Annotated in this window: 17 protein-coding genes and 1 tRNA gene; 13 read left to right on the forward strand and 5 right to left on the reverse strand. The window is 67.9% G+C overall.

All coding sequences use genetic code 11. The features are described 5' to 3' along the window. Positions 1–61: 61 nt before the first annotated feature. Complete coding sequence (locus DJ73_RS16215; protein ID WP_094558481.1) at positions 62–1,273, reverse strand: iron-containing alcohol dehydrogenase family protein; 1,212 nt, start codon at positions 1,271–1,273, stop codon at positions 62–64. Between the two features lie 153 nt (positions 1,274–1,426). Here DJ73_RS16215 and DJ73_RS16220 point away from each other — a divergent pair, with 153 nt between their 5' ends. Then, positions 1,427–2,413 carry a hypothetical protein gene (locus DJ73_RS16220; protein ID WP_094558482.1) on the forward strand — a complete coding sequence of 329 codons (987 nt, stop codon included), beginning with the start codon at positions 1,427–1,429 and terminating at the stop codon, positions 2,411–2,413. Between the two features lie 70 nt (positions 2,414–2,483). On the opposite strand, the gene DJ73_RS20485 is transcribed toward DJ73_RS16220, so the two are convergent. Next, positions 2,484–2,627: a hypothetical protein gene (locus tag DJ73_RS20485; RefSeq protein WP_176451153.1), complete on the reverse strand. Its 144-nt coding sequence runs from the start codon at positions 2,625–2,627 to the stop codon at positions 2,484–2,486. Between the two features lie 38 nt (positions 2,628–2,665). Here DJ73_RS20485 and DJ73_RS16225 point away from each other — a divergent pair, with 38 nt between their 5' ends. The 4 genes from DJ73_RS16225 to DJ73_RS16240 all read left to right on the forward strand — a co-directional run bounded on the left by DJ73_RS16225 (position 2,666) and on the right by DJ73_RS16240 (position 10,979). Continuing rightward, the gene (locus DJ73_RS16225; RefSeq protein ID WP_094558483.1) at positions 2,666–3,991 is read left to right on the forward strand and encodes an RNA-guided endonuclease TnpB family protein; all 1,326 of its coding nucleotides are present in this window, start codon (positions 2,666–2,668) and stop codon (positions 3,989–3,991) included. A gap of 199 nt (positions 3,992–4,190) precedes the next feature. Then, the gene (gene gyrB, locus DJ73_RS16230) at positions 4,191–6,131 is read left to right on the forward strand and encodes a DNA topoisomerase (ATP-hydrolyzing) subunit B (protein WP_094558484.1); all 1,941 of its coding nucleotides are present in this window, start codon (positions 4,191–4,193) and stop codon (positions 6,129–6,131) included. Then, positions 6,128–8,644: a DNA gyrase subunit A gene (gene gyrA / locus DJ73_RS16235; RefSeq protein WP_094524534.1), complete on the forward strand. Its 2,517-nt coding sequence runs from the start codon at positions 6,128–6,130 to the stop codon at positions 8,642–8,644. Before gyrB ends, gyrA begins: the two co-directional genes overlap by 4 nt. Positions 8,645–8,900: 256 nt before the next feature. Continuing rightward, positions 8,901–10,979 carry an AMP-binding protein gene (locus tag DJ73_RS16240; RefSeq protein WP_094558490.1) on the forward strand — a complete coding sequence of 693 codons (2,079 nt, stop codon included), beginning with the start codon at positions 8,901–8,903 and terminating at the stop codon, positions 10,977–10,979. Between the two features lie 6 nt (positions 10,980–10,985). Here DJ73_RS16240 and DJ73_RS16245 read toward each other — a convergent pair whose 3' ends face one another. Beyond that, positions 10,986–11,453 (reverse strand): redoxin domain-containing protein, encoded by a 468-nt coding sequence (locus tag DJ73_RS16245; RefSeq protein WP_094526593.1) that lies wholly within the window; start codon positions 11,451–11,453, stop codon positions 10,986–10,988. A 160-nt stretch (positions 11,454–11,613) separates the two neighbouring features. Here DJ73_RS16245 and DJ73_RS16250 point away from each other — a divergent pair, with 160 nt between their 5' ends. Both DJ73_RS16250 and DJ73_RS16255 read left to right on the forward strand, forming a co-directional pair. After that, entirely contained in the window at positions 11,614–11,895 is a 282-nt protein-coding gene (locus DJ73_RS16250) for a twin-arginine translocase TatA/TatE family subunit (RefSeq protein WP_094526592.1), read from the forward strand. Between the two features lie 53 nt (positions 11,896–11,948). Continuing rightward, positions 11,949–12,021 (forward strand) — tRNA-Arg (locus tag DJ73_RS16255). Positions 12,022–12,436: 415 nt separating this feature from the next. Here DJ73_RS16255 and DJ73_RS16260 read toward each other — a convergent pair. Then, positions 12,437–13,681 carry a nitrate/nitrite transporter gene (locus DJ73_RS16260; protein WP_241881496.1) on the reverse strand — a complete coding sequence of 415 codons (1,245 nt, stop codon included), beginning with the start codon at positions 13,679–13,681 and terminating at the stop codon, positions 12,437–12,439. A 318-nt stretch (positions 13,682–13,999) separates the two neighbouring features. Here DJ73_RS16260 and DJ73_RS16265 point away from each other — a divergent pair, with 318 nt between their 5' ends. Next, on the forward strand, positions 14,000–15,274 hold the full coding sequence (locus tag DJ73_RS16265) for an RNA-guided endonuclease TnpB family protein (protein WP_094558491.1): 1,275 nt from the start codon (positions 14,000–14,002) through the stop codon (positions 15,272–15,274). 108 nt (positions 15,275–15,382) lie between these two features. Here the strand turns inward: DJ73_RS16265 and DJ73_RS16270 are convergent, their stop codons facing one another. Next, on the reverse strand, positions 15,383–16,087 hold the full coding sequence (locus DJ73_RS16270; RefSeq protein WP_094558485.1) for a DUF1405 domain-containing protein: 705 nt from the start codon (positions 16,085–16,087) through the stop codon (positions 15,383–15,385). Positions 16,088–16,284: 197 nt separating this feature from the next. Between DJ73_RS16270 and DJ73_RS16275 the strand changes: the two genes are divergently transcribed. From DJ73_RS16275 to DJ73_RS16290, 5 genes are all read left to right on the forward strand, one after another. Next, positions 16,285–19,158, forward strand: coding sequence for a bacterio-opsin activator domain-containing protein (locus DJ73_RS16275; protein ID WP_094558486.1), 2,874 nt, complete (start codon positions 16,285–16,287; stop codon positions 19,156–19,158). Positions 19,159–19,307: 149 nt separating this feature from the next. After that, positions 19,308–19,451, forward strand: coding sequence for a rubrerythrin-like domain-containing protein (locus DJ73_RS19935; protein ID WP_141212022.1), 144 nt, complete (start codon positions 19,308–19,310; stop codon positions 19,449–19,451). Further along, the gene (gene gdhB / locus DJ73_RS16280; protein ID WP_394338327.1) at positions 19,448–20,791 is read left to right on the forward strand and encodes a glutamate dehydrogenase GdhB; all 1,344 of its coding nucleotides are present in this window, start codon (positions 19,448–19,450) and stop codon (positions 20,789–20,791) included. Before DJ73_RS19935 ends, gdhB begins: the two co-directional genes overlap by 4 nt. 192 nt (positions 20,792–20,983) lie before the next feature. Next, a complete protein-coding gene (locus DJ73_RS16285; RefSeq protein WP_094558488.1) occupies positions 20,984–24,646 on the forward strand; it encodes an ATPase, T2SS/T4P/T4SS family in 3,663 nt (1,220 codons plus the stop codon). Between the two features lie 27 nt (positions 24,647–24,673). Further along, positions 24,674–26,341, forward strand: a 1,668-nt coding sequence (locus tag DJ73_RS16290; RefSeq protein WP_094558489.1) for a type II secretion system F family protein, incomplete at its 3' end; no start/stop codon positions are given.

Raw genomic sequence — 26,341 nt, forward strand, 5'->3', positions numbered from 1 at the left:
GAGAGACACGCCGAACCCTCCGGCCGCGGTCAGGCCGGCCGAAATCGGGCCCTCCGCCCGGTCACCACGCCGAGCGCAACACGCCCTCGATCGCCTCCGGCGTCGCGTCGAGTTCCTCGGGCGCCCGGTCCATACACCAGTCGTCGGCGACGTACTCGGCGATCGCGGGGAGATCGCCCTCCGCCGTCGCCGGCAGATCGCGGAGGCGCTCGGGCACCGGTAGCGCGCCGCGGATCGCGGCGACGGCGTCGACGACGTCCTCCGCGATCGCGTCGTCGTCGCGCCCGTCGACGTCGACGCCGAACCCGGCGGCGAGCGCTCGGCGGCTCGCGTCGACCTCGTCGAAGAGGTACGCGAGGACGTGGGGGGCGACGGCCGCGTGGACGTCGCCCTGCTGGACGTCGTAGCGGCGCGCGAACCCGTGGCCGAACGCGTGTATCACCGAGATCCGGCGGTCGAGCTGGACGAGCAGCGCGCCGACCACGGCCCGGTCCGCGGCGGCCTCGGTCTCCGGCCGATCGCCGGCGACCCGCGGGAGCGAGTCGGAGAGGAGCCGTAGCCCGTGGACCGCGGCCGCGTCGCTCACGGGCGTCGCGTCCCGCGCGTACGGCGTCTCGATCCCCTTGTCGAAGCCGTTCATCGCCGACCCCGCGAGCGCCGACGACGGCGTCGTCTCGAACAGCGCCGGGTCGGCGAGGTCGACGACCGGCATCGGTCCGTCGCCGCTGACGGTCAGCGGCTGGCCCGTGGGCGACTCGTCGGCCGGGAGCACCTCCAGCGAGCCGCCCGTCGAGAGGTCCGCGCCGGCGAACGTCGTCGGGATCACCACGACCGGGAGCAAGGGGTCGGACCCGGGCGCGAGCGACCCGAGCGCGTCGGGGCCTTCCGCCGCGTCGTCGCGGAGCTCGGCGAGGTCGCGGTCGTCGACGTCGAGTAGCGCCGCCTGCCGGGCGATATCGAGGCTGCTGCCGCCGCCGACCGCGACGAGGGTATCCGCGCCCACCTCGGCCCGCTTGTCGAGGAGGTCGTACGCCGTCTCGACGCGCTTGTCGGGGGTCGTCCCGTCGAAGACGCCGGCGAGTCGGTCGTCGAGCCCCCCGCGGATCCGGTCCATCAGGTCGTCGTTGGCGCCGACGTTGGCGCCGCAGACGACGAGCGCGTCCCCCAGCCCCCGGTCGGCGAGGACCGCGCTCAGCTCGCTCGCGCGACCGCGTCCGTACAGGATCTCACAGCCGCGGTAGTCGTGCTCGAAGGAGTCCGCGATCGGTAGCATCGCGAGTCGGTACGGCAGGCGGCCGCTTGTAGCTGTGGGCCCGGGCGACGCGCCGGCGGGGTCGGCGACGGACCGACGGCGCCCCTCGCGGTCTCCCAAAGAGCCAACCCGCTGCGGGTCGGAGTCTCAGGCCGGTCGCCCGCCCGACACACCATGCGCCGGTTCCCACCGCTCCCGGACCTCGACGACGCGGACCCGCCCGACGGCCTCCTCGAGGGCCACCTCTGGCTCCTCGAACTGATCGACGGAACGGGGCTCCGGTTCCGCATGGACGAGTCCGGACTCCTCCGGTTCGGCGGTCCGGAGGCGGTGTACGACGACCTCGACGCGGTCCCGCCCGCGGTCCGACCCGCGGTCCGGCACGCCCGCGATCGGTTCGACCGCGAGGCGCTCCGGCGGGCCGTCGCCGACCCCGCCGGCGTGACGTTCTTCGGGGTCGCCACCCACCGCTGCGGGACCGACTACGACTGGGACCGGATCCCGCCGTTCCTCGGCACCGACGTGTGGACGGGCGCGGACGGAGAGCGCGAGGGGAACGGAGAGAGTGGGGGTGACAGAGAGCGCGGGGGGAACGGAGAGAGTGGGGGTGACAGAGAGCGCGAGGGGAACGGAGAGAGTCAGGAGGACGGGGCGTTCCGGCCGCCGGACGCCGCCGCGGCGATCTTCGAGGGGGTCGGGCTCGCCCCGGTAAACGCGGTGGCGCGCGAGGTGAACGCGCGCGACTTCGACCCCGAGGGATACGCGGTCCCGGCGTCGGAGTGGCGCGACGGCCCGGCGGCCGGCGTCGTCGTCCGGAACAAGCGCGGCGGACGCGTGAAGATCTCGAGGGGGCCGAGCGACGACGGCGACGGCGCGGGAGACGGCCGCGCGAGAGGCGACCGGGCCACGGACCCTCCCGACCCCGACGAACTCGCCGCGGTCCACGCCGGACGGGAGCGGTTCGACCGGGTCGTCGCGGCCCTCGAACGGCGCGGAGAGCCGGCGACGGTCGACCGGCTCGCGGACCTGACCGTCGAGGCGGTCGCCCGGGAGACGCCCCTCCGGTTCGGGGACGGCGAGAGCGGTCCGGCCGGAGTCGACGTCGCCCGGTTCCGCGCGTCCGTCGTCGAGCGCGCGAGCGCGTTCCTCGACGAGCGCTGACGGATAGCAAGCGGAAGCCTCGCCCTTCAGGGCGGGGTCCAAGCGACAGCACAATGCCACAACCGACGTGCTACGATTCGTCTGGATGTTCCACCGCTTCCAATCCTGCTTCGATAATTTCTCGGTAGGCTTCTTCAAGACTCACGTCTTGATCTTCAGCGTAGTCTTTCACGCGGCCGTTCAGGGTGTGTGAAATGTTGATATTCGGTCGCATTGTTTGTGTCCAAAAGACATATAGACGTAGGACTACAAATGTCTGTTGTCGTGAGGCGAACCAACACGTTCGCGGTACGCCCGCTCTCCGACGACGACGAGCGGCTACTGTTGGATCTGTTGGACGCCTCTGCGAGCCTGTGGAACGAGCTCAATTACGAGCGTCGCCAGCAATTCTTCGACGGCGAATCAGTGTGGGACACTGCTGACTACCGCAAGCAGTATGTCGATGTGACCGGCTCTGGAACCGCACAGCAAGTGATCCGGAAAAACAAGTCTGCGTGGAACTCGTTTTTTGCCGCCCTAGACGACTGGCACAACGGCGACCGTAATGAACGTCCCTCGCCCCCCGGATACTGGGGCAACGAAGATGATGGACGAGAACTACGCACGTTCATCCGGAACGACTTGTATACACTGGAAACCGGCGATCGGTCACGAATCGAGATCCCAGTCGGGTCCGCTCTGAAGGACGAATACGACCACACTGGTCGCCTCCGTCTTGAAGTCGCTGGCGACCCGAAGTGGGACGGCGAACAAGGTCGTTTGGAGATACAGTACGACGAGATAGACGACACGTTCAGGGCTTTTCAGCCTGTTACCGTACCTGATTCACAACAGGATTCACCACTGGCTTCGGAAGAAGCCGCACTGGACGTGGGCGCAAACAATCTCATCGCCTGTACAACGACGACCGGCCAGCAGTACCTCTACGAGGGCCGCGACCTGTTTGATCGCTTCCGCGAGACGACCGACGAAATTGCCCGATTACAGTCGAAGCTCCGTGAGGGGCGATACAGTAGCAACCGAATTCGGCAGCTGTATCAGAAACGGACACGGCGGCGCGACCACGCACAGGAGGCACTAGCCCGGGACCTGATGGAACAGCTCTACGCCGACGGTGTCAAGACAGTGTACGTCGGCGACCTCACGGATGTTCTCTCGGCGCACTGGTGTGCTGAAGTGAACGCAAAGACTCACCAGTTCTGGGCCTTTCGGGCGTTCATCGATCGCTTATCGTACACAGCCGAGGAATACGGCATCAGTATTGAGGTGCAGTCAGAAGCCAATACAACCCGAACGTGCCCGGTGTGTGGCGAACAAGAGGGTACCGATCGCGACGGCGACGTGTTCCGATGTCCGTGCGGCCACGAAGCACACGCCGATCTGTGTGCGTCCCGGACATTCCTCGAACAGCAGGCTTGCGAACTCGAAGTTGGGTCGATGGCTCGGCCCGTGCGCCTCAAGTGGGACGACCACAACTGGTCAGAGACACCACACTCTCCCGAGAGGGAAAGTCCCAACGAGGAGCGCACAAACCAGAGTACCGGCAACGGGAAAGTTGCCTCCGTGGGTACGGCATAGCCAACATCCCACCGGAGGAATCCTCGCCCTTCAGGGCGGGGAGGAAGTCAAACGCGTCCCGGCGGGGCTGGCGGGGCGGAGTGACCCGTGCGCACGCACCGGACCGCCTTGACTCTCGTCCGCGCCCGTCGCCTCCTGCACGCCCGCGTGCGCGTGCGCCGGGTTTATAAGCCGGCACTGACTAAATCAGGCAAGTTCTATGTCAGAGCAGAGTGAATACGGAGCCGGCCAGATACAGGTCCTCGAAGGCCTCCAGGCCGTCCGTAAACGTCCGGCGATGTATATCGGATCCACGGACGGTCGAGGATTGCACCATCTCGTCTACGAGGTCGTCGACAACTCTATCGACGAGGCCCTCGCGGGCTACTGCGACGAGATCACCGTCACGATCCACGGGGACGGCTCCGTCAGCGTCAGCGACGACGGGCGGGGCATCCCCGTCGACACCCACGAGAAGTACGACCGGCCGGCGCTCGAAGTGATCATGACCGTCCTCCACGCCGGCGGGAAGTTCGACTCCAAGTCCTACCAGGTCTCCGGCGGCCTCCACGGGGTCGGCGTCAGCGTCGTCAACGCCCTCTCGGAGCGGCTGGAAGTCGAGGTAAAACGCGACGGCGGCGTCTACCGCCACGAGTTCGCCCGCGGCGAGCCCGTCGAGGGCGCGTTCGAGCGCGTCCGCAACATGGACGAGGGCGAGGACACGGGGACGTACATCCGCTTCTGGCCCGACGGCGACATCTTCGAGACGGGCGACTTCGAGTTCTCGACGCTCGCCAGCCGCCTGCGCGAGCTGGCGTTCCTCAACTCCGGCGTCGCCATCACGCTCGCGGACGAGCGCGACGCGGACGGCGACGCCGCCGACGCGGGCGACGAGCAGACGTTCCTCTACGACGGCGGCATCCGCGAGTTCGTCGGCTACCTCAACGAGGCGCGGACGCCGATCCACGACGAGGTTATCTACTTCGCGGACGAGGACCAGGACATCCACGTCGAGGTCGCGATGCAGGCGACCGAGGAGCTGCAGGGTTCCGTCCACGCGTTCGCGAACAACATCAACACCCGCGAGGGGGGCACCCACCTCACGGGGTTCAAGACGGCCCTCACCCGGACCGTCAACGACTACGCCAACGAGCACGGGCTCGTCAACGACCTCGACGCGAACCTCAAGGGCGAGGACGTCCGCGAGGGGCTCACCGCGGTCATCTCCGTGAAACACCCCGACCCGCAGTTCGAGGGGCAGACGAAGACGAAGCTCGGCAACAGCGAGGTCCGCGGCATCGTCGAGTCCGCGACCCACGAGAAGCTCGGCACGTTCTTCGAGGAGAACCCCGACACCGCCCGGAAGGTCGTCCACAAGGCCGCGGAGGCCGCGCGGGCGCGCAAGGCGGCGAAGAAGGCCGAGGAGCTCACCCGCCGGAAGTCGGCGCTGGAGTCGACCGCGCTGCCCGGGAAGCTCGCCGACTGCCAGACCCGAGACCCCACCGAGGCCGAGCTGTTCGTGGTCGAGGGCGACTCCGCGGGCGGGTCGGCCAAGCAGGGCCGGAACCGCGAGAACCAGGCGATCCTCCCGCTCAAGGGGAAGATCCTCAACGTCGAGAAACACCGGCTCGACCGCATCCTTGAGAACGACGAGATCCGCGCGCTGATCACCGCGATCGGCGCGGGGATCGGCGAGGAGTTCGACATCGAGGACGCGCGGTACAACAAGATCATCCTGATGACTGACGCCGACGTCGACGGCGCACACATCCGGACCCTGCTCCTTACGCTCCTCTACCGCCACATGAAGCCCCTGCTGGAGGCGGGCTACGTGTACGCCGCCCAGCCGCCCCTCTACCGCGTCCGCTACCGCGGCGAGACGTACGACGCGATGACGGAGGCGGAGCGCGACCGGATCGTCGAGGAGAAGTGCGACGGCGACCCGGATCAGGTCCAGCGGTTCAAGGGCCTCGGCGAGATGAACCCCGACCAGCTGTGGGACACGACGATGGACCCGGAAAATCGCATCCTCAAACAGATCAACATCGACGACGCGGCCGCGGCGGACCGCATGTTCAACGTGCTGATGGGCGACGCGGTCGAGCCGCGGAAGCAGTTCATCAAGGAACACGCGACAGAGGCCGAGTGGGTGGACATATGAGCTCCGACGTACCCGACGCGAACCCCGACGACGTCCGCGCCGCACAGGTGACGAACGCCCGCATCGAGGACGAGATGGAGCAGTCGTACATCGACTACGCGATGTCGGTCATCGCCGGCCGCGCGCTCCCCGACGTCCGCGACGGGCTCAAACCCGTCCACCGGCGCATCCTCTTCGCGATGCACGAGGCGGGCGTCACGAGCAACTCCTCGCACCGGAAGTCCTCCTCCATCGTCGGCGAGACGATGGGTGACTACCACCCGCACGGCGACAGCGCCATCTACGACACGCTCGCGCGGATGGCCCAGGACTTCTCGATGCGGTACCCCCTCGTCGACGGGCAGGGGAACTTCGGCTCCGTCGACGGCGACCCGCCGGCGGCGATGCGGTACACGGAGGCCCGGATGGCCCCCATCGCCGAGGAGCTGCTGGCCGACATCGAGCGCGACACGGTCGACTTCACCGCCAACTACGACGACCGGCTCGAAGAGCCGGAGGTGCTGCCGTCGGCGGTGCCGCACCTCCTCGTCAACGGCTCCTCGGGGATCGCGGTGGGGATGTCGACGAACATCCCGCCGCACAACCTCGGCGAGGTCGTCGACGCGACGGTCGAACTGATCGAGAACCCGGAGTCGGCCGTCGAGGACCTGATGGAACACGTCAAGGGACCGGACTTCCCGACCGGCGCGAACATCGTCGGGCGGAACGCGGTTCATAAGGCGTACAAGACGGGTCGCGGTCGCGTTCGCGTCCGCGCCGAGTTCGAGGTCATGGAGGAGGAGGGCCGGATCGTCATCTCGGAGCTCCCATTCCAGCAGAACAAGTCCCGGCTCGTCGAGCGCATCGCCGAGGACGTCAACGAGGGCGCGATCGAGGGGATCCGCGACCTCCGCGACGAGTCCGACCGCGACGGGATGCGCATCGTCGTCGAGCTCAAGCGCGACGCGATGGCGGAGGTCGTCAAGAACCAGCTGTTAGAGAGCCACCTCGAACGCACCTTCGGCGTCATCAACCTCGCGCTGGTCGACGGCTCGCCGCAGGTGCTGGACCTGAAGGAGACGCTCGAACACTACGTCGAGCACCGCCGCGAGGTGGTGCGCCGCCGCTCAGAGCACGAGCTCGCGGAGCGAGAGGACCGCGCGCACATCCTCGAAGGCCGACTGAAGGCGCTCGAACAGGTCGACGACGTGGTCGAGACGATCCAGAACTCCGACGACCGCGACGCCGCGAAGGCCGCGCTGGAGGCGGAGTACGAGTTCAGCGAAGCCCAGGCGGCGCACATCGTCCGCATGCAGCTCGGCTCGCTCACCTCGATGGAGACGCAGGAGATCGAGTCGGAGTACGAGGATGTCACCGCCCGCATCGAGCGGCTGGAGACGATCCTCGCCGACCCCGACGAGCTCGACGCCGTGATCGTCGACGAGCTGAACGACATGAAGGCGGAGTACGGCGACGAGCGCCGCACGAGCTTCATCGAGGACGTCGGCGACGTCACCCACGAGGACCTCATTCCGGAGGAGGAGTGCGTCGTCGTGATGAGCGAGGACGACTACATCAAGCGCATGTCGCTCGACACCTTCCGGGCGCAGAACCGCGGGGGTAAGGGGATCATCGGCACCGGCCTGAAGGAGGGCGACAGGGTCTCCTCCGTGTTCGCCGCGAACTCCCACGACTACCTGCTCGTCTTCACCAACCGCGGACAGATCTACGAGCTGAAGACGTACGAAATCCCGGAGATGTCCCGGACCGCCCGGGGGAAGTCCGCGGTCAACCTCCTCGACCTCGACGGCGGCGAGGAGATCGAGGCGGTGGTGAACACCGACGACCTCGACGACGACGAGTTCCTCACGATGGTCACCCGCGACGGGTACATCAAGCGGACCGCCGTCGACGAGTTCGGGAACATCAGGTCGACGGGGATCCGCGCGATCCGGCTGGAGGACGGCGACGAGCTCGTCGACGTCGAGGTGACCGACGGCGACACGGACATCGTCATCGGGAGCCGGAACGGGATGGCGATCCGCTTCGACGAGTCGGAGGCCCGGGCGATGGGCCGGACCGCCCGCGGCGTGATCGGGATCGACCTCCGCGAGGGCGACGCGGTCGCCGGCGTGGCCGCCATCGACGACGCGTACCACAACTGGGTGCTCACCGTCACGGAGAACGGCTACGGGAAGCGCTCCGACCTCGACGAGTACCGCCTCCAGTCCCGCAACGGGAAGGGGCTGATCGACATCAAGACCGGCGACCGCAACGGCGAGGTCGTCGCCATCGAGGCGGTCACCTACGGCGACCACCTGGTCGCGATGAGCGGCGACGGCCAGATCATGCGGACCCGCGTCGAGGAGATATCCACCGTGAGCCGAAACACGAAGGGCGTTATCGTGATGAACCTGGACCCGGACGACGAGGTCGCCTCCGTGGACATCGTTCCCAAGTCGGTGTACGCCGACGCGGAGGCCGCCGCGGACGAGGCCGATCCCGTCGCCGACGTCCCGGTCGAGACCGAGTAGGTCCCCGATCTTCCCGGCCGCGTCGACCGGGGTCGACCGCTTCTCCCTCTGTCAGAGCCCGCAGGGCCTCCCGACGCTCGCGTGTCCGGGGTTCAACTCTCGCGGCGCCGATCGCGTTCTCATGCGCCGACGCGAACTCCTCGCGGCGACGACCGCGACAGCGACCACGGCGGCGGTCGCGGGCGAGTGCGTGGAACCGCGGTGGCGCGAATTTCAGGAAAATTACTTACCGTTACCGCGAAAACGGCCGGACGAGATGGACGAGTACGAGGGGATAGACGAGGTCGTGCACGAGCCGAGCGAGGCGTTCGCGGAGTCGACGAACGTCGCCGCGTTCATGCGCGAGTACGACATCGACGACTACGAGGCGCTCATCGAACGCACCACCTCGGAGCTCCCGGGCGAACCGGCGTCCGGCGTCGACTGGTTCTGGGACGAGGTCGTCGACTACCTCGACATCGACTTCTACACGGAGTACGACGCGGTTCGTGGCAGCGCGGAGCGGAGCTCCGCGGGCAACCGGATGCAGTCCGGTGACGACAGCGACGGCCCCCAGTTCACCGACTGGTACCCCGGCGGCGAGATCAACGTCGCGCACAACGTCGTCGACAGACACGCCGCGGTCGACTCGCCGAACCGGAACCGGGTCGCGCTGATCTGGGAGGGCGAGCCCGGCGACGTCCGGGAGGTCACCTTCCACGAGCTGGCCCGCCAGACCGACCGCGTCGCCAACTACTTGGAGTCGGTCGGCGTCGAGACCGGGGACACCGTGGCCCTGTACATGCCGATGGTGCCCGAGGTCGTCTCGATCCTCTACGGCTGCCTGAAAGTCGGCGCGATCGCGGTGCCGATCTTCTCCGGGTTCGGGACCGAGGCGACGGCGACCCGGATCGCCGACGCGGAGCCGTCGGTCCTGTTCACCGGCGACGGCTTCTACCGCCGCGGGAGCGAGGTCCGGCTGAAGGGGACCGCCGACGAGGCGATCGCGGACGCGGGCCACGTCGAACACACCGTGGTGTACGACCGATTGGGCGCGACGCCGGCGGCCGAGTCGGCGGGGGGCGACGGCGGTGGCGTCGAGCCGGTCCCGTGGGACGCCGACCGCGACGTCACCTGGGGGGAGGCGGTCGCGTCGCGATCGACCGACTACGAGACGAAGCGGCTCCCGAGCGACCAGGAGTCCATGCTGCTGTACTCCTCGGGGACGACGGGCGAGCCGAAGGGGATCGTTCACACCCACGCGGGCGTCCTCACCCAGTGCGCCAAGGAGATCCACTTCGGCTTCGACCAGAAGCCGGCGGACCGGTTCTTCTGGGTCTCCGACATCGGCTGGATGATGGGGCCGTGGACGCTGATCGGGAACCACGCGTTCGGCGGGACCGTGGTGATGTACGAGGGCGCGCCCGACCATCCCGAGCCGGACCGCTTCTGGGAGCTGATCGACCGGCACTCGATCACGCAGTTCGGCATCTCGCCGACCGCGATCCGCGCGCTCCGCAAGCACGGAGACGAGTGGGTCGAGGGCCACGACCTCTCATCGCTCCGAATCTTAGGCTCCACCGGCGAGCCGTGGGACCCGGAGTCGTGGCGCTGGTTCTACGACGCGGTCGGCGGCGGCGACTGCCCGATAATCAACATCTCCGGCGGCACCGAGATCTGCGGCTGCTTCCTGATGCCGATGCCGAACCAGCCGCTGAAGCCCTGCACGCTCGGGGGACCGGGGCTCGGGATGGACATCGACATCGTCGACGAGACCGGCGAGTCGGTCCGGGACGAGGGGGAGCGCGGCTACCTCGTCGCCCGCGACTCCTGCCCGTCGATGACGAAGTCGCTGTGGTCCGGCGACGAGCGCTACCTGAACGAGTACTGGTCGACGTGGGACGACCTCTGGGACCACGGCGACTTCGCGCAGAAGGACGACGACGGGTTCTGGTTCCTCCACGGCCGCGCCGACGACGCCCTGAACGTCGCCGGGCGGAAGGTCGGCCCGGCCGAGATCGAGGGCGTGCTCATCGACCACGACGCCGTCAATCAAGCGGCCGCGGTGGGCGTCCCGGACGACACGACCGGCACCGCGGTGGTCGCCTACGTCGTCCTCGAACCCGACGTCGAACCGGGCGACGGGCTCCGCGAGGAGCTTCGCGAGCTGGTCGGCGAGGAACACGGGAAACCGTTCCGGCCGCGCGAACTGCTCTTCGTCGACGCCTTCCCGAAGACGCAGTCCGGGAAGATCATCCGGCGCGCGATCGAGTCGGTTTATAACGACGAGGACCCCGGCGACCTCTCCTCGATGGAGAACCCGGAGGCGCTGGCGGACCTCCGCGACGCGGTCTGAGGTAACCTACGCCGCCTCGGCGACCGCCTCGTCGAGCGCGTCGTAGTCCGGCTCCTGTCCCGCGTGCTCCGCGAGCCAGCGGTAGGTCACGACGCCGTCGCCGTCGATCACGAAGACGGCCCGCTGCGCGACCGCGTCAACGCCGTAGCGGTCGAACGACTCGACCACGTCGTACGCCTCGATCGCGCGGTGGTCGGGGTCGCCCACGAGCGCGAACGGGAGGTCGTACTGCGTCCGATAGGCCGCGAGCGCGTGCGGGAGGTCGGTGCTCACGCCGAGCAGGGTGCAGTCGTCGCGGTCGAAGCCGTCCCGGAGCGCTTCCATCTCGTCGGTGCAGGTGTTCGAGAAGGCGGCCGGGAAGAAGGCGAGCACCACGGGCTCGTCGCCGAGGCGGTCGCCAAGCCGGAACGATTCGATGTCGCCGTCAACGAGCGGGGCGGTGAAGTCGGGGGCGTCGTCGCCGACTGTCGTCATACCTCCCGGTTGCGCCGCGCGGGTATCACGGTTTCGGCGTTCGTCGACCGACTTCCCGCGAAGGCGGGATTATGGGCGCGTTGCCCGGCCAGCGACGACTCGGCGTCGGCTCACCGAGGCAAAAAGACTATAGTCGCAAGAGGGTTACTCCGGGACAGAGATGGCAATTCCGACTCCACTGATCGGCGGCATCCCGGCGGGCCCGGAGCTCCTCATCATCCTGCTCGTGCTGGTCCTTCTGTTCGGGGCGAACAAGATTCCGAAGCTCGCTCGGTCGACCGGCCAAGCGATGGGCGAGTTCAAGAAGGGACGCGAGGAGGTCGAGGACGAACTGAAACAGATGCAGGGAGACGACGAGGAGTCGACCGTTAGCGCGGACTCGACGGTCGACGAGGACGAGGACCTCGAGGACCTCGAAACCGAGAAAGAGACGAGCGCGTAGACCTGCTCGGCGACGCCGACCGATCCCCGCTGCGACGTTTTCTCCGCCGCGTTGGGCGCGTGGCCTAGCGGACAGGGCGAGAGGTTCCTAACCTCTCGATCGCGGGTTCGAATCCCGCCGTGCCCGTATCTCACTGCGTCCGATACGGGCACGGCTGACCCTCGCTCGCTCACTTCGTTTCGCTCGCGAGGATCCCGTCGCGCCCGTTCCTTCGCTTCGCTTGACCGTGTCTGAGTACACATGATCCCGTCCGCCAACGTGGCGGCGAAGCACGCCGGAAAGACGGAACTCGATCTCCACGAGAAACGCACCACATTCTACTCGATAGCACTCTATACCGCTCCACCCACACCGGCGCAATGTGGCGATTATCGGGCCGTTTTGCCGATCAAAACGCATCGTCCGCATTTGTTAACCCCCTGATTTCGGGTGCGGAGGCGGATTCTATCGAACGATTCGTCTCCGCGCGTCGTATCTCGCGGTCCCTGTTCTGACCGATTCGGAACCGATCAAAATCGACTGCCGAACGCGAAGGACGTAATCAGACCGGCGTCGCGGCGGTGCCGGACTCGGCCATCCGCCAGACGGTGAGCGCTCCCGTCACGCCGAGGCCGACCGCGAGCGCGAACAGGACGGCGTCGGTGCCCGCGGTGGCGATCAGTTTGCCGGCCACGACGGGCGCGACGAACGACGCCGCCCACCCGGCCACGCTCGCGATCGAAACGGCCGTTCCGGCGGCGCTCGGGGCAACGAACTCCTGAATTGACTGGTACATGAGCCCGATCTGCAGTTGGAGGAACACCCCTGCGAGGACGAGCGTCGCGACGAGTACCGCGATAGTCGTGCTGTAGTACATGAGGACCGAGAGCACGGTGGCGCCGACGAACGAGGCGGCGAAGACGGGCCGCCGTCGCCGGGCGAACACCGTGTCCGACAGCCATCCGCCCGTCGGCCGAGCGAGGATCCCGACCGCGGGAAACAGCGCGACGAACGCGCCGCTCTCCGCCAGCGACACACCGAACTGACGGGTGATGTACGTCGGCATCCACGAGTTAAACACCATATACAGCGAGTAGCCGAGGCCCGTGACGGCGACGATCATCCACACGTTCCGGTTTCTCAGCACCCGCTTGAAGCCGACCAGTGTTATCGGGTCCGGGGCCGTGGCCGCCCGGAACCCGCCGACCCGCCCGACCGCGACGGAGAGCGCGAGCGACATCGCGAAGACCGCGCCGCCGAAGACGGGGAACACCCCCGGCCAAGCGACGACCTCGGCGAGGCGCGGCGCACCGAGTTGTCCGAGCGCGTACCCGGCGGGATATCCCGAGATGATCACCGACGTCGCCGTCGCCCGCCTGTCGGGTGGGAACGTCCTCGACCCGACGTTGATACTGACGACCCAGAGAACGAACATTCCGACGCCTGCGAACAGTCGCGACGCGATCAGCAGCGAGACGGTCCCCTCGCTCGCGGCGAACCAGTCGCCGACGCTGCCGACGAGGAGGACGGCCGCCGCCGCGGGGATAACCGCACGGGTCTCGACGCGATCGAGATAGATCCCAACGGGAATACCGATCACCGTCGCGGCCACCTGTGGCATCGAGACGAGTGCGGCGGCCGTGGTCTCGGTGATGTCGAGATCGGTCATCATCAGCGTGAGGATACTGGCCGGGGTGATCAGGTACGCACCGACGAACAGGAGCAGCAACCACGCGGCCGCGATAGTTACGACCCGCCACGCCGAGTCTCCGACGAGGTCACCGCCTCCGGTCAGCTTGGTATGCAAGACGGTCTCGATTGACAGTGTTTGGAAATAATCCTATTGGTGGTGATACAACGCGTCGAGCGGTGGTGTCGCTGAGCCGCCGGTGTCCGTTTGCGGCGCAGACCGTTCGCGTCGTATCCCGCAGACGCCGGATCGGCCGGGGAGACCGACCGCTTCGACACTACCGGTTATAGAGATTCGAGGAGAATACCTGCGCCTTTAGACGCAGGATGAATCCGACAACTCCTACGCAATCAACCGTCGATAGCACGGCCGGATGTTCCACGCCAACCGACACTATTAACAGAACGGTACGCATAACCAGTTATGAAGCCAGAAATGAGTCGAACCATCCGAACCTTCGAGGCCACCATCACGAACCAGCAACAGGTTTGTGACGACCTCGACCAACTCGGATGGGCCGCCTCAAAACTCTGGAACGTCGGTCGCTACTACGCACAAGAACAGTGGGACGAAACGGGCGAGATTCCCGATGACGGAGAACTCAAGACCGAACTCAAAGGCCACGAACGCTACACGGACTTGCATTCTCAATCCAGTCAGCGCGTTCTCGAAGAACTCGCTGAAGCGTTCAACGGCTGGTTCGGCAAGCGTCGGAACGGCGACGACCGCGCCCGACCGCCCGGCTACCGCAAACACGGAGATTCCCACCCGCGTTCAACCGTGTCGTTCAAAGCGGCTGGCTTCAAGCACGACGCACAGTTCACCCGCGTCCGCCTCTCAAAAGGTCGCAACCTCAAAAAACACCGCTCAGACTTCATCCTGTGCGAGTACCAGACGCGCCCGGATGTTGACCTGACAGAGTGGGACATTCAACAGGTTCGGGCCGTCTACAAACGCGACGAGTGGCGGCTTCAATTCGTCTGTCGCACTACCATCGACCCGGAACCGCCGGGCGATGACGTGGCAGGTGTTGACCTCGGGATATGCAACTTCGCCGCCGTCTCGTTCGGCGGCGAGTCGGTGTTGTATCCCGGTGGCGCACTCAAAGAGGACGAATACTACTTCGTCAAAAAGAAAGCTAACTGCGATGATTCCTCGTCCCGAGAGGCCACTCGTCTTGACCGCAAGCGAACGAGTCGTCGGACGCACTTCTTGCACGCGCTCTCGAAAACGATTGTCGAGGAATGCGCCGAACGGAGTGTCGGTACGCTTGTCGTTGGCGACCTTGGCGGCATCCGAGAAGATGACGAGAACGGCGAATCACGCAACTGGGGCGACCACGGCAATTTCGACTTGCACGGGTGGGCGTTCGACCGTTTCACGACGCTACTTGACTACAAGGCGGAAGCCGAGGGTATCGACGTGGAGTTGGTGTCTGAACGCGATACATCGAAGTCGTGTTCGGCGTGTGGTTACACCGATGATGACCAGCGTGTAGAACGTGGCCTGTACGTGTGTGAGGAGTGCGACACGGTTGCGAACGCAGACGTGAACGGTGCGGAGAACATTCGGCAAAAGGTACTCCCGAGTCTCGCCACGGATGGCGGTGATAGGGATAACGGCTGGTTGGCACAGCCAGCGGTTCACCTGTTTGACCGTAGTGAGGGTGTTTTCGCCCCACGAGAACAGGTCGTGAACCGCGAACCCTAATATCCCAACTCAGCGGCGCGGTACCGTGGGATTCCCGCGTCTTCAGGCGCGGGAGGATGTCAACGACGGACCCCCCGCGAATTCGCGAAAGCCGACGACGAGTGACACTTACCCAGTCTCGTCCAGCCGCGGGAACGACCGCCACGCGAGCCACACAGAGAAGACGGCGATCGCGAGCGTCGCGCCCGCCAGCAGCGGCCCGGGCTCGTACAGGAGGGGCGGGTGGTAGCCGACCCCGTAGTCGAGCGCGACGTTCCCGACGGCCAGCGCGAGTGCGAGTCCGAGCGCCCCGCGGCTCGTCCGCCCGAACGCCGGGAACAGCAGCGCGAGCCCGACGAAACAGAGGTGCGTGCCGAGCACGCCCCAGTAGTAGATCCACGCGTCGGGGGCCGCGACGTACTGCGAGAAGGCGAGGTTCAGTGAGACCAGCGGCCAGAGGCCGAACGTGACCAGCCAGACGAACGCGAGCGTGTGGAGGTACGCCAGCGGCCGCGACGCGGGAGCGTCGGCGGCCACGCTCCCGCCGGAAAGCACCGTCGGCACGAGCGTCAGCAGGACCGCCCCGCCGAGCGCGACCGCGACCGCCGAGTCCGCGTACAGCGGCCACAGCGGAACCGGCACGTCGCCGGCCGTCGGGGCGTAGTAGCCGGCGCCGACCGCGAGCATGAACGCGACGAACGCGAGCACGACGCCGAGGCTCCGGGGGGTGCCGAGCAGCTCCTCGGCGACCGCCTCGCGGACGCGCCGCCGGACGGGCGCCCGTCGGAGCCGCCCGAGGGACCGCAGCCCGTCGGGGGCGTCGGAGCGTGTCACACCGTCCGCTTCGACCCCGACGAACTAAAGGCCCGCTCTCCGTTCGGCCGCGGCCGGGTCCGGGCCGAGCGCGGCGGCCGACGAACTGCCCCGGGTTGAATAGTAAACAACAGGGATTTTGCTCGTCCGACGAGTAGCCCGCGGTATCGACGCGCCGCGTCGCGTTCCGGTACGCGGCCGGTGCCGTCGCGTTTCACATGAGTTCCACATCCCGCGGCGTTCTCGACGCCGCCGATATCGTCGTGGTCGGCGAGACGGCGTGGTCGAACGCCTACGTCGACGCCCTCCGAGATCGGTCCGACGCGAGCGTCCGGGTCGTCCCGACGGCGGCGGCGGCGCTGGACGCCCTCGGAGCGTCGGCGGTCGACTGCGTGGTGACCGACTACGAGCTCCCGGGGACCACGGGCGTCGAACTCGCTCGCCGGATACGCGACCGGACGGCCTCGCTGCCGGTCGTCCTGGGAACGACCGCGGGGAGCGAGGCGATCGCCAGCGAGGCGATCGGCGCCGGCGTGACCGACTACCTCGCGATCGACGACCCGCTGCCGGACGCGGTCGACGACGCGATTCGGCGGACGGAGCGGGCCGTCCGGGAGGCCCGCCGGTCGGTGACGCGACGCGAGCGCGCGCGGCAGTTCGACGCCTCCTTCCGAGACGCCAGGTCGGCGACGTGGGTGCTCGACCCGGACGGGCGGCTCACGCGCGTCAACCAGGCCGCCCTGGATATGATCGACGCCGACGCCGACGCCGTCGTCGGCGACCCGTTCTGGACCCTCCCGTGGTGGTCCGAGGGCGACCGTCCGCGCGAGGACATCCGCCGGCTCGTCGACGCCGCGCGGGGCGGGGAGTTCGCCCACGCCGTCGTCGTCCGGGACGCGACCGACGACCGGGTGCTGGAGCTCTCCGTCCGGCCGGTCACCGACGAGCGCGGGGACCTCTCTTCGATCGTCGTGGACAGCGCGGACATCACCGACCGGGTCGCCCTCGAGCGGGAGCTCCGGCGGTCGGAGAAGCTCCACCGCGTCACGCTCAACAACATGACCGACACCGTCCTGATAACCGACGAGGACGGGGAGTACACCTACGTCTGCCCGAACGTTCACTTCATCTTCGGGTACACCGCCGAGGAGATCCGCGAGCTGGGAACCATCGAGGACCTGCTCGGGAAGGACCTCTTCGACCGAGAGGCGCTCGCCGAGGAGGGCGTCCTGAAGAACATCGAGACCACGGCCACGGACAAGGCCGGCCACGAGCACACGCTGTTGGTGAACGTCCGCGAGGCGTCCATCGAGGACGGTACGCTGCTGTACAGCTGCCGGGACGTCACGAAGCGCAAGCAGCGCGAGCGGGCGCTCGCCACCCTCCAAGAGACCGCTCGGGACTTCCTCTACGCCGAGACCCACCGCGAGATCGCCCGTCACGTCGTCGACGACACCCCGGACGTGCTCGGTCTCGACGCCGGCGCCGTCTACCTCTTCGACGCCGACGACACCCGACTCCGGCCAGCCGCCCGCTCGCAGGCGATGCGGAACGTCCACGGCCCGCTGCCGGCCGTGCACGCGGACGGTCGCGACCTCACGAGTCACAGCTTCGTCGAGAACGAGGCGCTGTTCTTCGACGACGTGCACGACTCGGACCGCCTCACGGACCGCGCCACGGGCCTCCGGAGCGCGGCGTACATCCCCCTCGGGAACCACGGCGTGTTCGTCGCCGGCTCGACCGACGTCGGCGCCTTCGACGACGTCAGGCGGGAGCTGGCCGACCTCCTCGCGGCGACCGCCGAGGCGGCGCTCGACCGGGTCGACCGGGAGTCCCAGCTCCGCGAGCAGGACCGCGAGCTCCAGCGCCGAAACGACCGGCTCTCGGCGCTCGACCGGATCAACGAGACGATCCGCGAGATCGACCACGGGATCGTGCAGGCCGAGACCCGCGAGGAGATCGACCACACCGTCTGCGAACGGCTCACCGCGGACGGGCGCTTCCGGCTCGCGTGGATCGGCGCCCGCGACGACGCCGGCGACGCGGTGACGCCGCGGGCGTGGGCGGGGACCGATCGGGGCTACCTCGACGCGCGGACGTTCCCCGTCGCTCCCGAGAGCGTCGAACCGGCGGGCCGGACGGCGGCGACCGGGGAGGTGACCCACGTCTCGAACGTCGCGGCCGACATCCGCGCGGCGCCGTGGCGTTCGGACGCGATCTCCCGCGATCTGCTCTCGGTGTTGAGCGTCCCGCTGGTGTACAACGACCTCTCGTACGGCGTGTTGACCGTGTACGCGGAGGCGCCGGACGCGTTCGACGAGACCGTACAGGCCGTGCTCGCGGAGCTCGGAGAGACGATCGCCGCCGCGATCAGCGCCGGCGAGCGCAAGCGCGCGCTGCTCACGACCTCGATGACCCGCGTCGAGTACGCGGTCCGCGACCCGTCGTTCGTGCTCTCGCAACTGGCCGAGACCGCCGGCTGCACGGTCTCTTACGAGGGCGGCGTTCGACAGACCGTGAGCGGCAACGACGTGTTCCTCACCGTCGAGGACGCGCCGCTCGACGCGGTCGTCGACGCGACCGAGGAGCTCGTGGCCGTCGAGGCCGTTCGGCGGATCCGGGGCGGCGACGCCGGAGGGGTGGTGCGACTCCGACTGGCCGAGCCCTTCCTCGCCGCGGATCTGGCGGAACACGGCGCCGTCCTCCGGAGCGCGACGGCGACGGCCGAAGGGGCGGAGTTGGTCATCGACGTTCCCGGCGGGGGCGAACACAGACACGTCACGCGGCTCGTCCGCGACCGGTTCGCCGACGTCGACCTCTCGTCGAAGCAGTCGCGCGAACAGGCGTCCGAACACGGGTTCTACGCGTCGGTGCTCGACAGGCTGACCGACAGACAGCTCGAGGTCTTAGAGACCGCGTACTACAGCGGGTTCTTCGAGTCGCCGCGGAAGGCGACCGGCGAGGTCGTCGCGGACTCGCTCGACATCTCTCCGCAGGCGTTCTACCAGCACATCAGAACGGCCCAGCGGAAGCTGTTCGCGGCGCTGATCGACGACCACGCGCCGGTGGCCGCCGGCCACGTCGACCGCTGATCCCGGTCCCCTGCTCTGCCACGGTAAGGTTTAATTATAAACTACTCCGTTCGAGGCGTGGTTGGATGAGCAACTACTGAATATATCCTTATATCCCCAATATGCCCTTGTAGAGTCCCGCGCAGACGCGCCGGAACTCACGACCACCAATGAGGGACGTCGACCAGAAATCGGCCGAGGAATCGCCCTACGAGTGTTTCGACTGCGGACACGTCGTGCTCGCCGAGAACAATCCCGGTCAGTGTCCCGACTGCGGGGGCGAGATACGGAACCGACACACCCCGCTCGAGTGACGATGGGTCCGACATCGACGACGGCCGGCGACGGGCCGCGAGCGGAGACCCGATCGGAACCGAACGACCCTGAACCGAACGACCCTGAACCGAACGGGCCGGAATCGGCGCTGAAGACGGCGCGCCGACAGCTTCAGCACGCCGCCGATCACCTGGATATCGATCCGAACGTGGTCGAACGGCTCAAACACCCTAAGCGGGTCCACGAGGTCACCGTCCCGATCGAACGCGAGGACGGGGACGTGGCGGTGTACACCGGGTACCGCGCGCAACACGACAGCGTCCGCGGCCCGTATAAGGGCGGGCTCCGGTATCACCCCGACGTGACGCGCGAGGAGTGCGTCGGCCTCGGGATGTGGATGACGTGGAAGTGCGCCGTGATGGACATCCCGTTCGGCGGTGCGAAAGGCGGTATCGCGGTGAATCCGAAGGACCTGACCGACGAGGAGACGGAACGGCTGACGCGCCGGTTCACGGACGAGATCCGGGCCGTCATCGGTCCCACGACGGACATCCCCGCGCCCGACATGGGGACGGACCCGCAGACGATGGCGTGGCTGATGGACGCCTACTCCATGCAGGAGGGCGAAACGATCCCCGGCGTGGTGACGGGGAAGCCGCCCGTCGTCGGCGGGAGCGAGGGCCGCGACGAAGCGCCGGGCCGGAGCGTCGCTATCGTCGCCCGCGAGGCCGTCGATTACTACGGGAAGGCGATCGGTGAGACGTCGGTCGCGGTGCAGGGGTTCGGAAGCGTCGGGGCGAACGCCGCCACGCTGCTCGACGACTGGGGGGCGAACGTCGTCGCCGTGAGCGACGTCACCGGCGGCGTCTACGACCCGGACGGCCTCGACACGCGCGCGATCCCCTCCCACCGCGAGGAGCCGGAAGCGGTGATGACCCACGAGGCGCCGGGGACGGTGACGAACGACGCCCTGCTGGAGCTCGACGTCGACGTGGTGATCCCGGCGGCGATCGGGAACGTGCTGACGGCCGACAACGCCGACGACGTCGCCGCGGACATCGTTATCGAGGGGGCCAACGGTCCGACGACGAGCGCGGCGAGCGAGGTCTTCGCCGAGCGCGACGTGCCGGTGATCCCGGACATTCTGGCCAACGCCGGCGGGGTGACGGTGAGCTACTTCGAGTGGCTTCAGGACATCAACCGCCGCGCGTGGTCGCTCGACCGCGTCAACGACGAGCTGGAGACCGAGATGCTCGGCGCCTGGGGAGACGTCCGGGAGGAGTTCGAAGCGCGGGACGTGACGTGGCGCGACGCCGCCTACATCGTCGCCCTGTCGCGGATCGCCGAGGCGCACGAGGCGCGCGGGCTCTGGCCCTGAGGGGTCGCTCCCGCCGCGGGTCGAGCCCGCGCCGTCGGAAGTGACCGGCGGCGCCGTCGGAGGGAGGGTCGGCCGCGCGCCATCGCCGTCAGTCGATCGGCTCGTCCGCCGCTCCGGTCACCCCCTCCGGGGATTATCAGTCGCGGGTTTTTGCGAGACACCTTTTTCAACGGTTGCGGCGTTCCCGTACGCATGGCAACCGAGGACGCCGAGCGTTCGCCCCTCTCGCCCGACGAGACGGCGGACTCCACGGCGTCCGATCCCCCGGTCGCGGTGGGACGGTACTCGTGGCGCTCGTTCCTCCGCGACCGCGGCCGTGACGACGCCGCGGACGAGCTGTACGCCGACATCGGCGAGGGGCCGGTCGTCCCGTCGACCGCCGTCGACGCCCACTTCGAGGACGGCGTCGACCGAGTCATCCGCGCCGCCGGCGTCGACGAGCCGTACACGACCGACGGCGACACCGCCGTCCCGGGACACGGAACCCCCGAGGCGGGCGCCCTCGTGATCGGCCCCGACCGAGTCGTCCTCAGCGGCGCGGCCGTCGTCCCCGCCGGGACCTCGACCGCGGCGAACGCTCCCGACCTGAGAGCGGAGTCGGTCGAGACGACGGAGGACAGCGAGGCGGGCGACGGAGACGGCGAGGAAGACGACGACGAGGCGGGCGACGGAGACGGCGAGGCGGGCGACGGCGAGGGCGATGCCGACAGCGAAGGTGATGCCGACAGCGAGGGCGACGACGAGGAGGCCGACGCCGACGCAGGGGAGGCCGACGTTCCGACCGAAAGCGGCCCCGTCGGGGCGGACGGACCGGAAGGACCGGACGAGCGAGAGGGACCGACCGAACCGGACGAACGCCCCGGAATCGCGGTCGACGGCGCGGGCGTCCCCGGGGTCGTGGTCGCCGCTGGCGACGACGTGGAATCGGTCCCTCGGCGCGCCCCGACCGCTGAGGAGTGGGCTCGCGTCGGCGTGGACCCGGGCGAGTTCCTCGGCTTCGACCCGTCGGAGACGGCGTACCGAGTCCGGGCGGCCGCGGCCGTCGGCGACGTCCTCTGGGACCTGTGCTCGGCGCGGTACGACCTCTATTCGGTGCCGGTCTTAAAGGGGTACTACACGTGGGACGACTACCGCGACGAGTTCTTCCTCGACGAGGACGGGACCCCGCCGACCGGCGAGGACGACGAGCCGCTGGCGTTCACCCACGAGGACAAGACCGAAGCGCTCGGGTTCGACCCCGACCGGACGGCGGAGCTCCTCGGCGCCGGCGGGAGCGCCGCCGCCGAGCTCGCCGACCTGGTCGACGAGCGCACGGTGAACGTGAACCCCGACGTCGACGAGGACGAGTTCTTCTCGACGGCGGACGGCGACACCACCCTCGCGAACCGGTACGACCTCGAGAAGGCGGTCCCGATGCCGAAGAAGGTCCACTTCCGAGAGATCGAGCGGTACTGGGTGAACAAGCCGTACGCGTTCGTCATCGTGTTCCGCTCGACGAAGGAGAACGAGGTGAAGTACTACGCGGTCCAGCCGTACCGGACCGACATCGAGGCCGACCTCGTCGAGTTCCTGACGGGGAAGCTCCGCACCTCGATCAAGTACGCCGACGAGGCGATCGCGGGCGGGGACGAGGCGTTCCGAAAGGACGTTATCGTCGACGAGACGCTCACCCTGCTCGACCGGTACGACCTCTACGAGCGCGAGGACGACGACCGCGGGGTGATCGACGACCTCGTCGACGACGTGGTCGACCGGTTCGGCTTCGACGTCACCGAAGGGATCGCCGCTCGGATCACGGAGTCGCTCGGCTACGTGCCCCCGACGAAATCGGAATCGGAGGCGGAGTCGGCGCCGGCGACGATCCTCGCCCGGCCCGAGCCCGCGGTGTTGGCCGAGGACCCGGAGACGCTGTCGGAGCACCAGGTCGAGAAGCTGCTGTACTACCTCAAGCGGGACTTCATCGGCTACGAGCGGATCGACCCGATCAAGTACGACATCAACGTGGAGGACATCTCCTGTGACGGGTACAACTCCCCGGTCTTCGTCTACCACTCCGACTACGAGCAGATCATCACCAACGTCTACCACGAGACCGACGAGCTCGACGACTTCGTCGTGAAGCTCGCGCAGCGCTCCGGGAAGGGGATCTCGAAGCGGCGCCCGCAGGTGGACGCCACCCTCCCCGACGGCTCCCGCGCCCAGCTCACGCTCGGCCGGGAGGTGTCGGACCACGGGACCAACTACACCATCCGACAGTTCAACGAGGTCCCCTTCACCCCGATCGACCTGATCAACTGGAAGACGTTCTCGCTCGACGAGATGGCTTTCCTCTGGCTCTCGATCGAGAACCACAAGAGCCTGATCTTCGCGGGCGGCACCGCCTCGGGGAAGACGACGAGCCTGAACGCGGTCTCGCTGTTCATCCCCTCGAACGCGAAGATCGTCTCCATCGAGGACACCCGCGAGGTCGAACTGCCGCAGCGCAACTGGATCGCCTCGGTCACCCGCCCCTCCTTCTCCGACGACGACAAGGGCGACATCGACGAGTTCGACTTACTGGAGGCCGCGCTCCGGCAGCGCCCCGACTACATCGTGATGGGCGAGATCCGCGGTGAGGAGGGCCGGACCGCCTTCCAGGTGATGTCGACCGGCCACACCACGTACACCACCTTCCACGCCGACACGGTCGGCGAGGTGCTCAAGCGGTTCACCACGGAGCCGATCAACGTCTCGAAGACGATGTTCACCGCCCTCGACCTGGTCTCCGTTCAGACGTCGACCCGGGTGCAGGGAAAGAAGGTGCGCCGAAACAAGTCGCTGACCGAGATCAACCACTACGACGCCGAGAACGACGAGATCAACGTTCAGGACGTGTTCCAGTGGCAGGCGGAGACGGACGAGTTCCTCCAGATGGGCGACTCGAACACCCTCGAAGACATCATGTTCGACCGCGGGTGGAGCCGCGAGACGCTGAACGAGGAGCTCCGGAAACGCCGGGTCGTGTTAGCGTACCTCATCGACCGCGGGCTCAACAGCTACGCGCAGGTGGCGGCGACGTTCCAGGCGTTCATCAACGACCCCGAGACGGTGCTCGCGCTGATGGCGAACGAGGGGCTGGAGCGCTCGCTGGAGGACCTCCGGGAGATGGAGTCCGTGCTCATCAACGTCGACCGCGACAAGGAGGAGATGATCCCCCGCCCCGAGCCGGACGAGGCGGGCCGCGCGGAGGTAGAGCGGATCCTCGCCGACGCCGGGGACCTGTTCGCCGAGTACCGGGGACGGATGCCCGACTCCGTCGCCGACGCGCTGCTCGACATCGCGCCCGCCGCCGACGTCGAGGCGACGCCCGACGACGACCACGGGACGCTCGCGGAGGCGGCCCGCGAGGCGGCGGCGCTCCACCCGGAAGCGGCCGGCCCCGAACTCCCCCAGATCGCCGCGGAAGCCGAGAGCGCACCGATCGACGGAACGCCGCCGGAGGCGGTGACGGCCGACGGCGGTGCCGGCGTCGAGTCGAGCGATCGGTCCCCGTCGTCGGAGGAACCGGCGAACGGGACGGAGGCGGCGGATGGATCGGGGTCGGGCACCGGGGTCCGTGACTCGAATGGCGCCGATTCGGGCGGTGGAAGCGGCGCTATCGACTTCGACGAGCCGTTCGAGGAGGGGATCGACGTGTTGGACCCGGCCGCGGAAGACGGCGAGGCAGGGCCCGATGACGACGCGGAGAGCGACGGCGAGGCGGGAGAGGCGGGGAGCGACGGCGAATCGGAAGAGACGGAGAGCGACGGCGAGGAGAGCGCTGACGACATCGACGACTGGGGGTTCGGCACGGTCGAGTCCCCGGAGGAGCGGTAGCGCCGTGACCCCGACGAGGTGGCTCGCGTGAGCCTCGACGCGGGGGTCGGCGACGGCTCCGCCGACGCCGACGTCCTCGCGGAGCTGTTCTACCCCGTCTTCGAGCTGCTGTTCGACCCCGACGGCGACTTCGTCGGCGACGTCGAGCGCAAGCTCGCGGAGGCGCGGATGCCGGACCAGGTCGAGATGTACGTCTCCCGAGCGCTCGGCGCCGGGCTGCTCGCCGGTGGGCTGCTCTGGGCGCTCGGCACGCTGATCGGGTACGGCGTGTTCTCGCTCGGGCTGATCGACCCGAACACGCTTTCGCTCGGGATGCCCGCGCCCACGCCGGCGATCCAGGAGCTGTTGCGGTCGCTGGTCGTGCCGACCGCGGTGCTGATAAGCGGGCTCGTCTTCGGGTCGATCGGCTTCGCGCTCGGGTTCGGCGCCCTCGTCGCGGTCCCCTACTCGCGCGCGTCGTCGCGGAAGCGCGAGATCAACCTCCTGCTCGCTGACTCCGTCTCGTTCATGTACGCGCTCTCCGTCGGCGGGCTCAATCAGCTCGAGATCCTGCGCGCGATGGCGACGGCGGAGGACACCTACGGCGAGGTCTCCCGCGAGTTCCAGAGCATCGTCAACGAGACGGAGTACTTCGGCACCGACTACCGGAACGCGATCCGCCAGCAGTCGATGGAGACCCCCTCCGACGAGCTCTCGCAGTTCCTCGCCGACATGCTCTCGATCGTCAACTCCGGCGGCGACATGGAGAGCTTCCTGAAAGATAAAAAGGAGAAACACCTCCGCACGTCGAAACAGGAGCGCGAGATGACCCTGGAGACGCTGGAGCTGTTCGGCGAGATGTACATGACGCTCTCGCTTTTCCCGCTCCTTCTCATCATCATCCTCGTCATCATGGGGATGATGGGGGAAGCGGACGACCGGCTGCTGTACGCGACGGTGTACGTCCTGATCCCGCTGACCGGGATCGGCTTCCTCGTGCTCGTCTCGACCGTCAAGCAGGACGAGCCCGGCGACGGCTACCTCCGCCCCGACGGCGGCAGCGAGCGGCTCCGACAGACGAGCCAGGAAGGGCTGCTCCACTTCGGACTCATCGAAGGGTTCGTCGGTCGATTCGGCGTCTTCGACCGGATCCGCGACNNCGCGGTCGCCATCGTCGCCATCGCGGCGCTCACGGGCAACGCGCCGACGACTTTCGACGGGTGGGTCGCCCGCCCCGTCTGGTCGGCGTTCGTCTGGGTCTACGTCCCGGCGTACCTCGTGCTGGGCCCGCTCGCATTGTTCCACGAGTGGAGCCAGCGCTCGAAGCGGGCGATCACGGGCAAGCTCTCGGAGAGCCTCCGGAAGCTCTCCTCGGCGAACGACACCGGACAGACCCTGCTGGAGTCGGTCCAGACGGTCTCGGAGACGTCGACCGGCCAGCTCGCCGAGGAGTTCGAAGTGATTCACGCGAAGGTGAACTACGGGATGAGCCTCCGGGACGCCATGGTCGAGTTCAACAACACGTACGCGGTCCCGCGGCTCGCCCGGACGGTGAAGCTCATCTCGGAGGCGCAGGAGGCCTCCTCGCAGATCACGGACGTGCTGACGACGGCGGCGCAGGCCTCGGAGAACCAGGACGACATCGAGCGCGAACGGATCTCCCGGACCCGGATGCAGGTGGCCATCATCGTGATGACGACGTACGTCACGCTGCTC

It is taken from the genome of Halorubrum sp. Ea1, from assembly GCF_002252965.1.
GTDB lineage: Archaea > Halobacteriota > Halobacteria > Halobacteriales > Haloferacaceae > Halorubrum.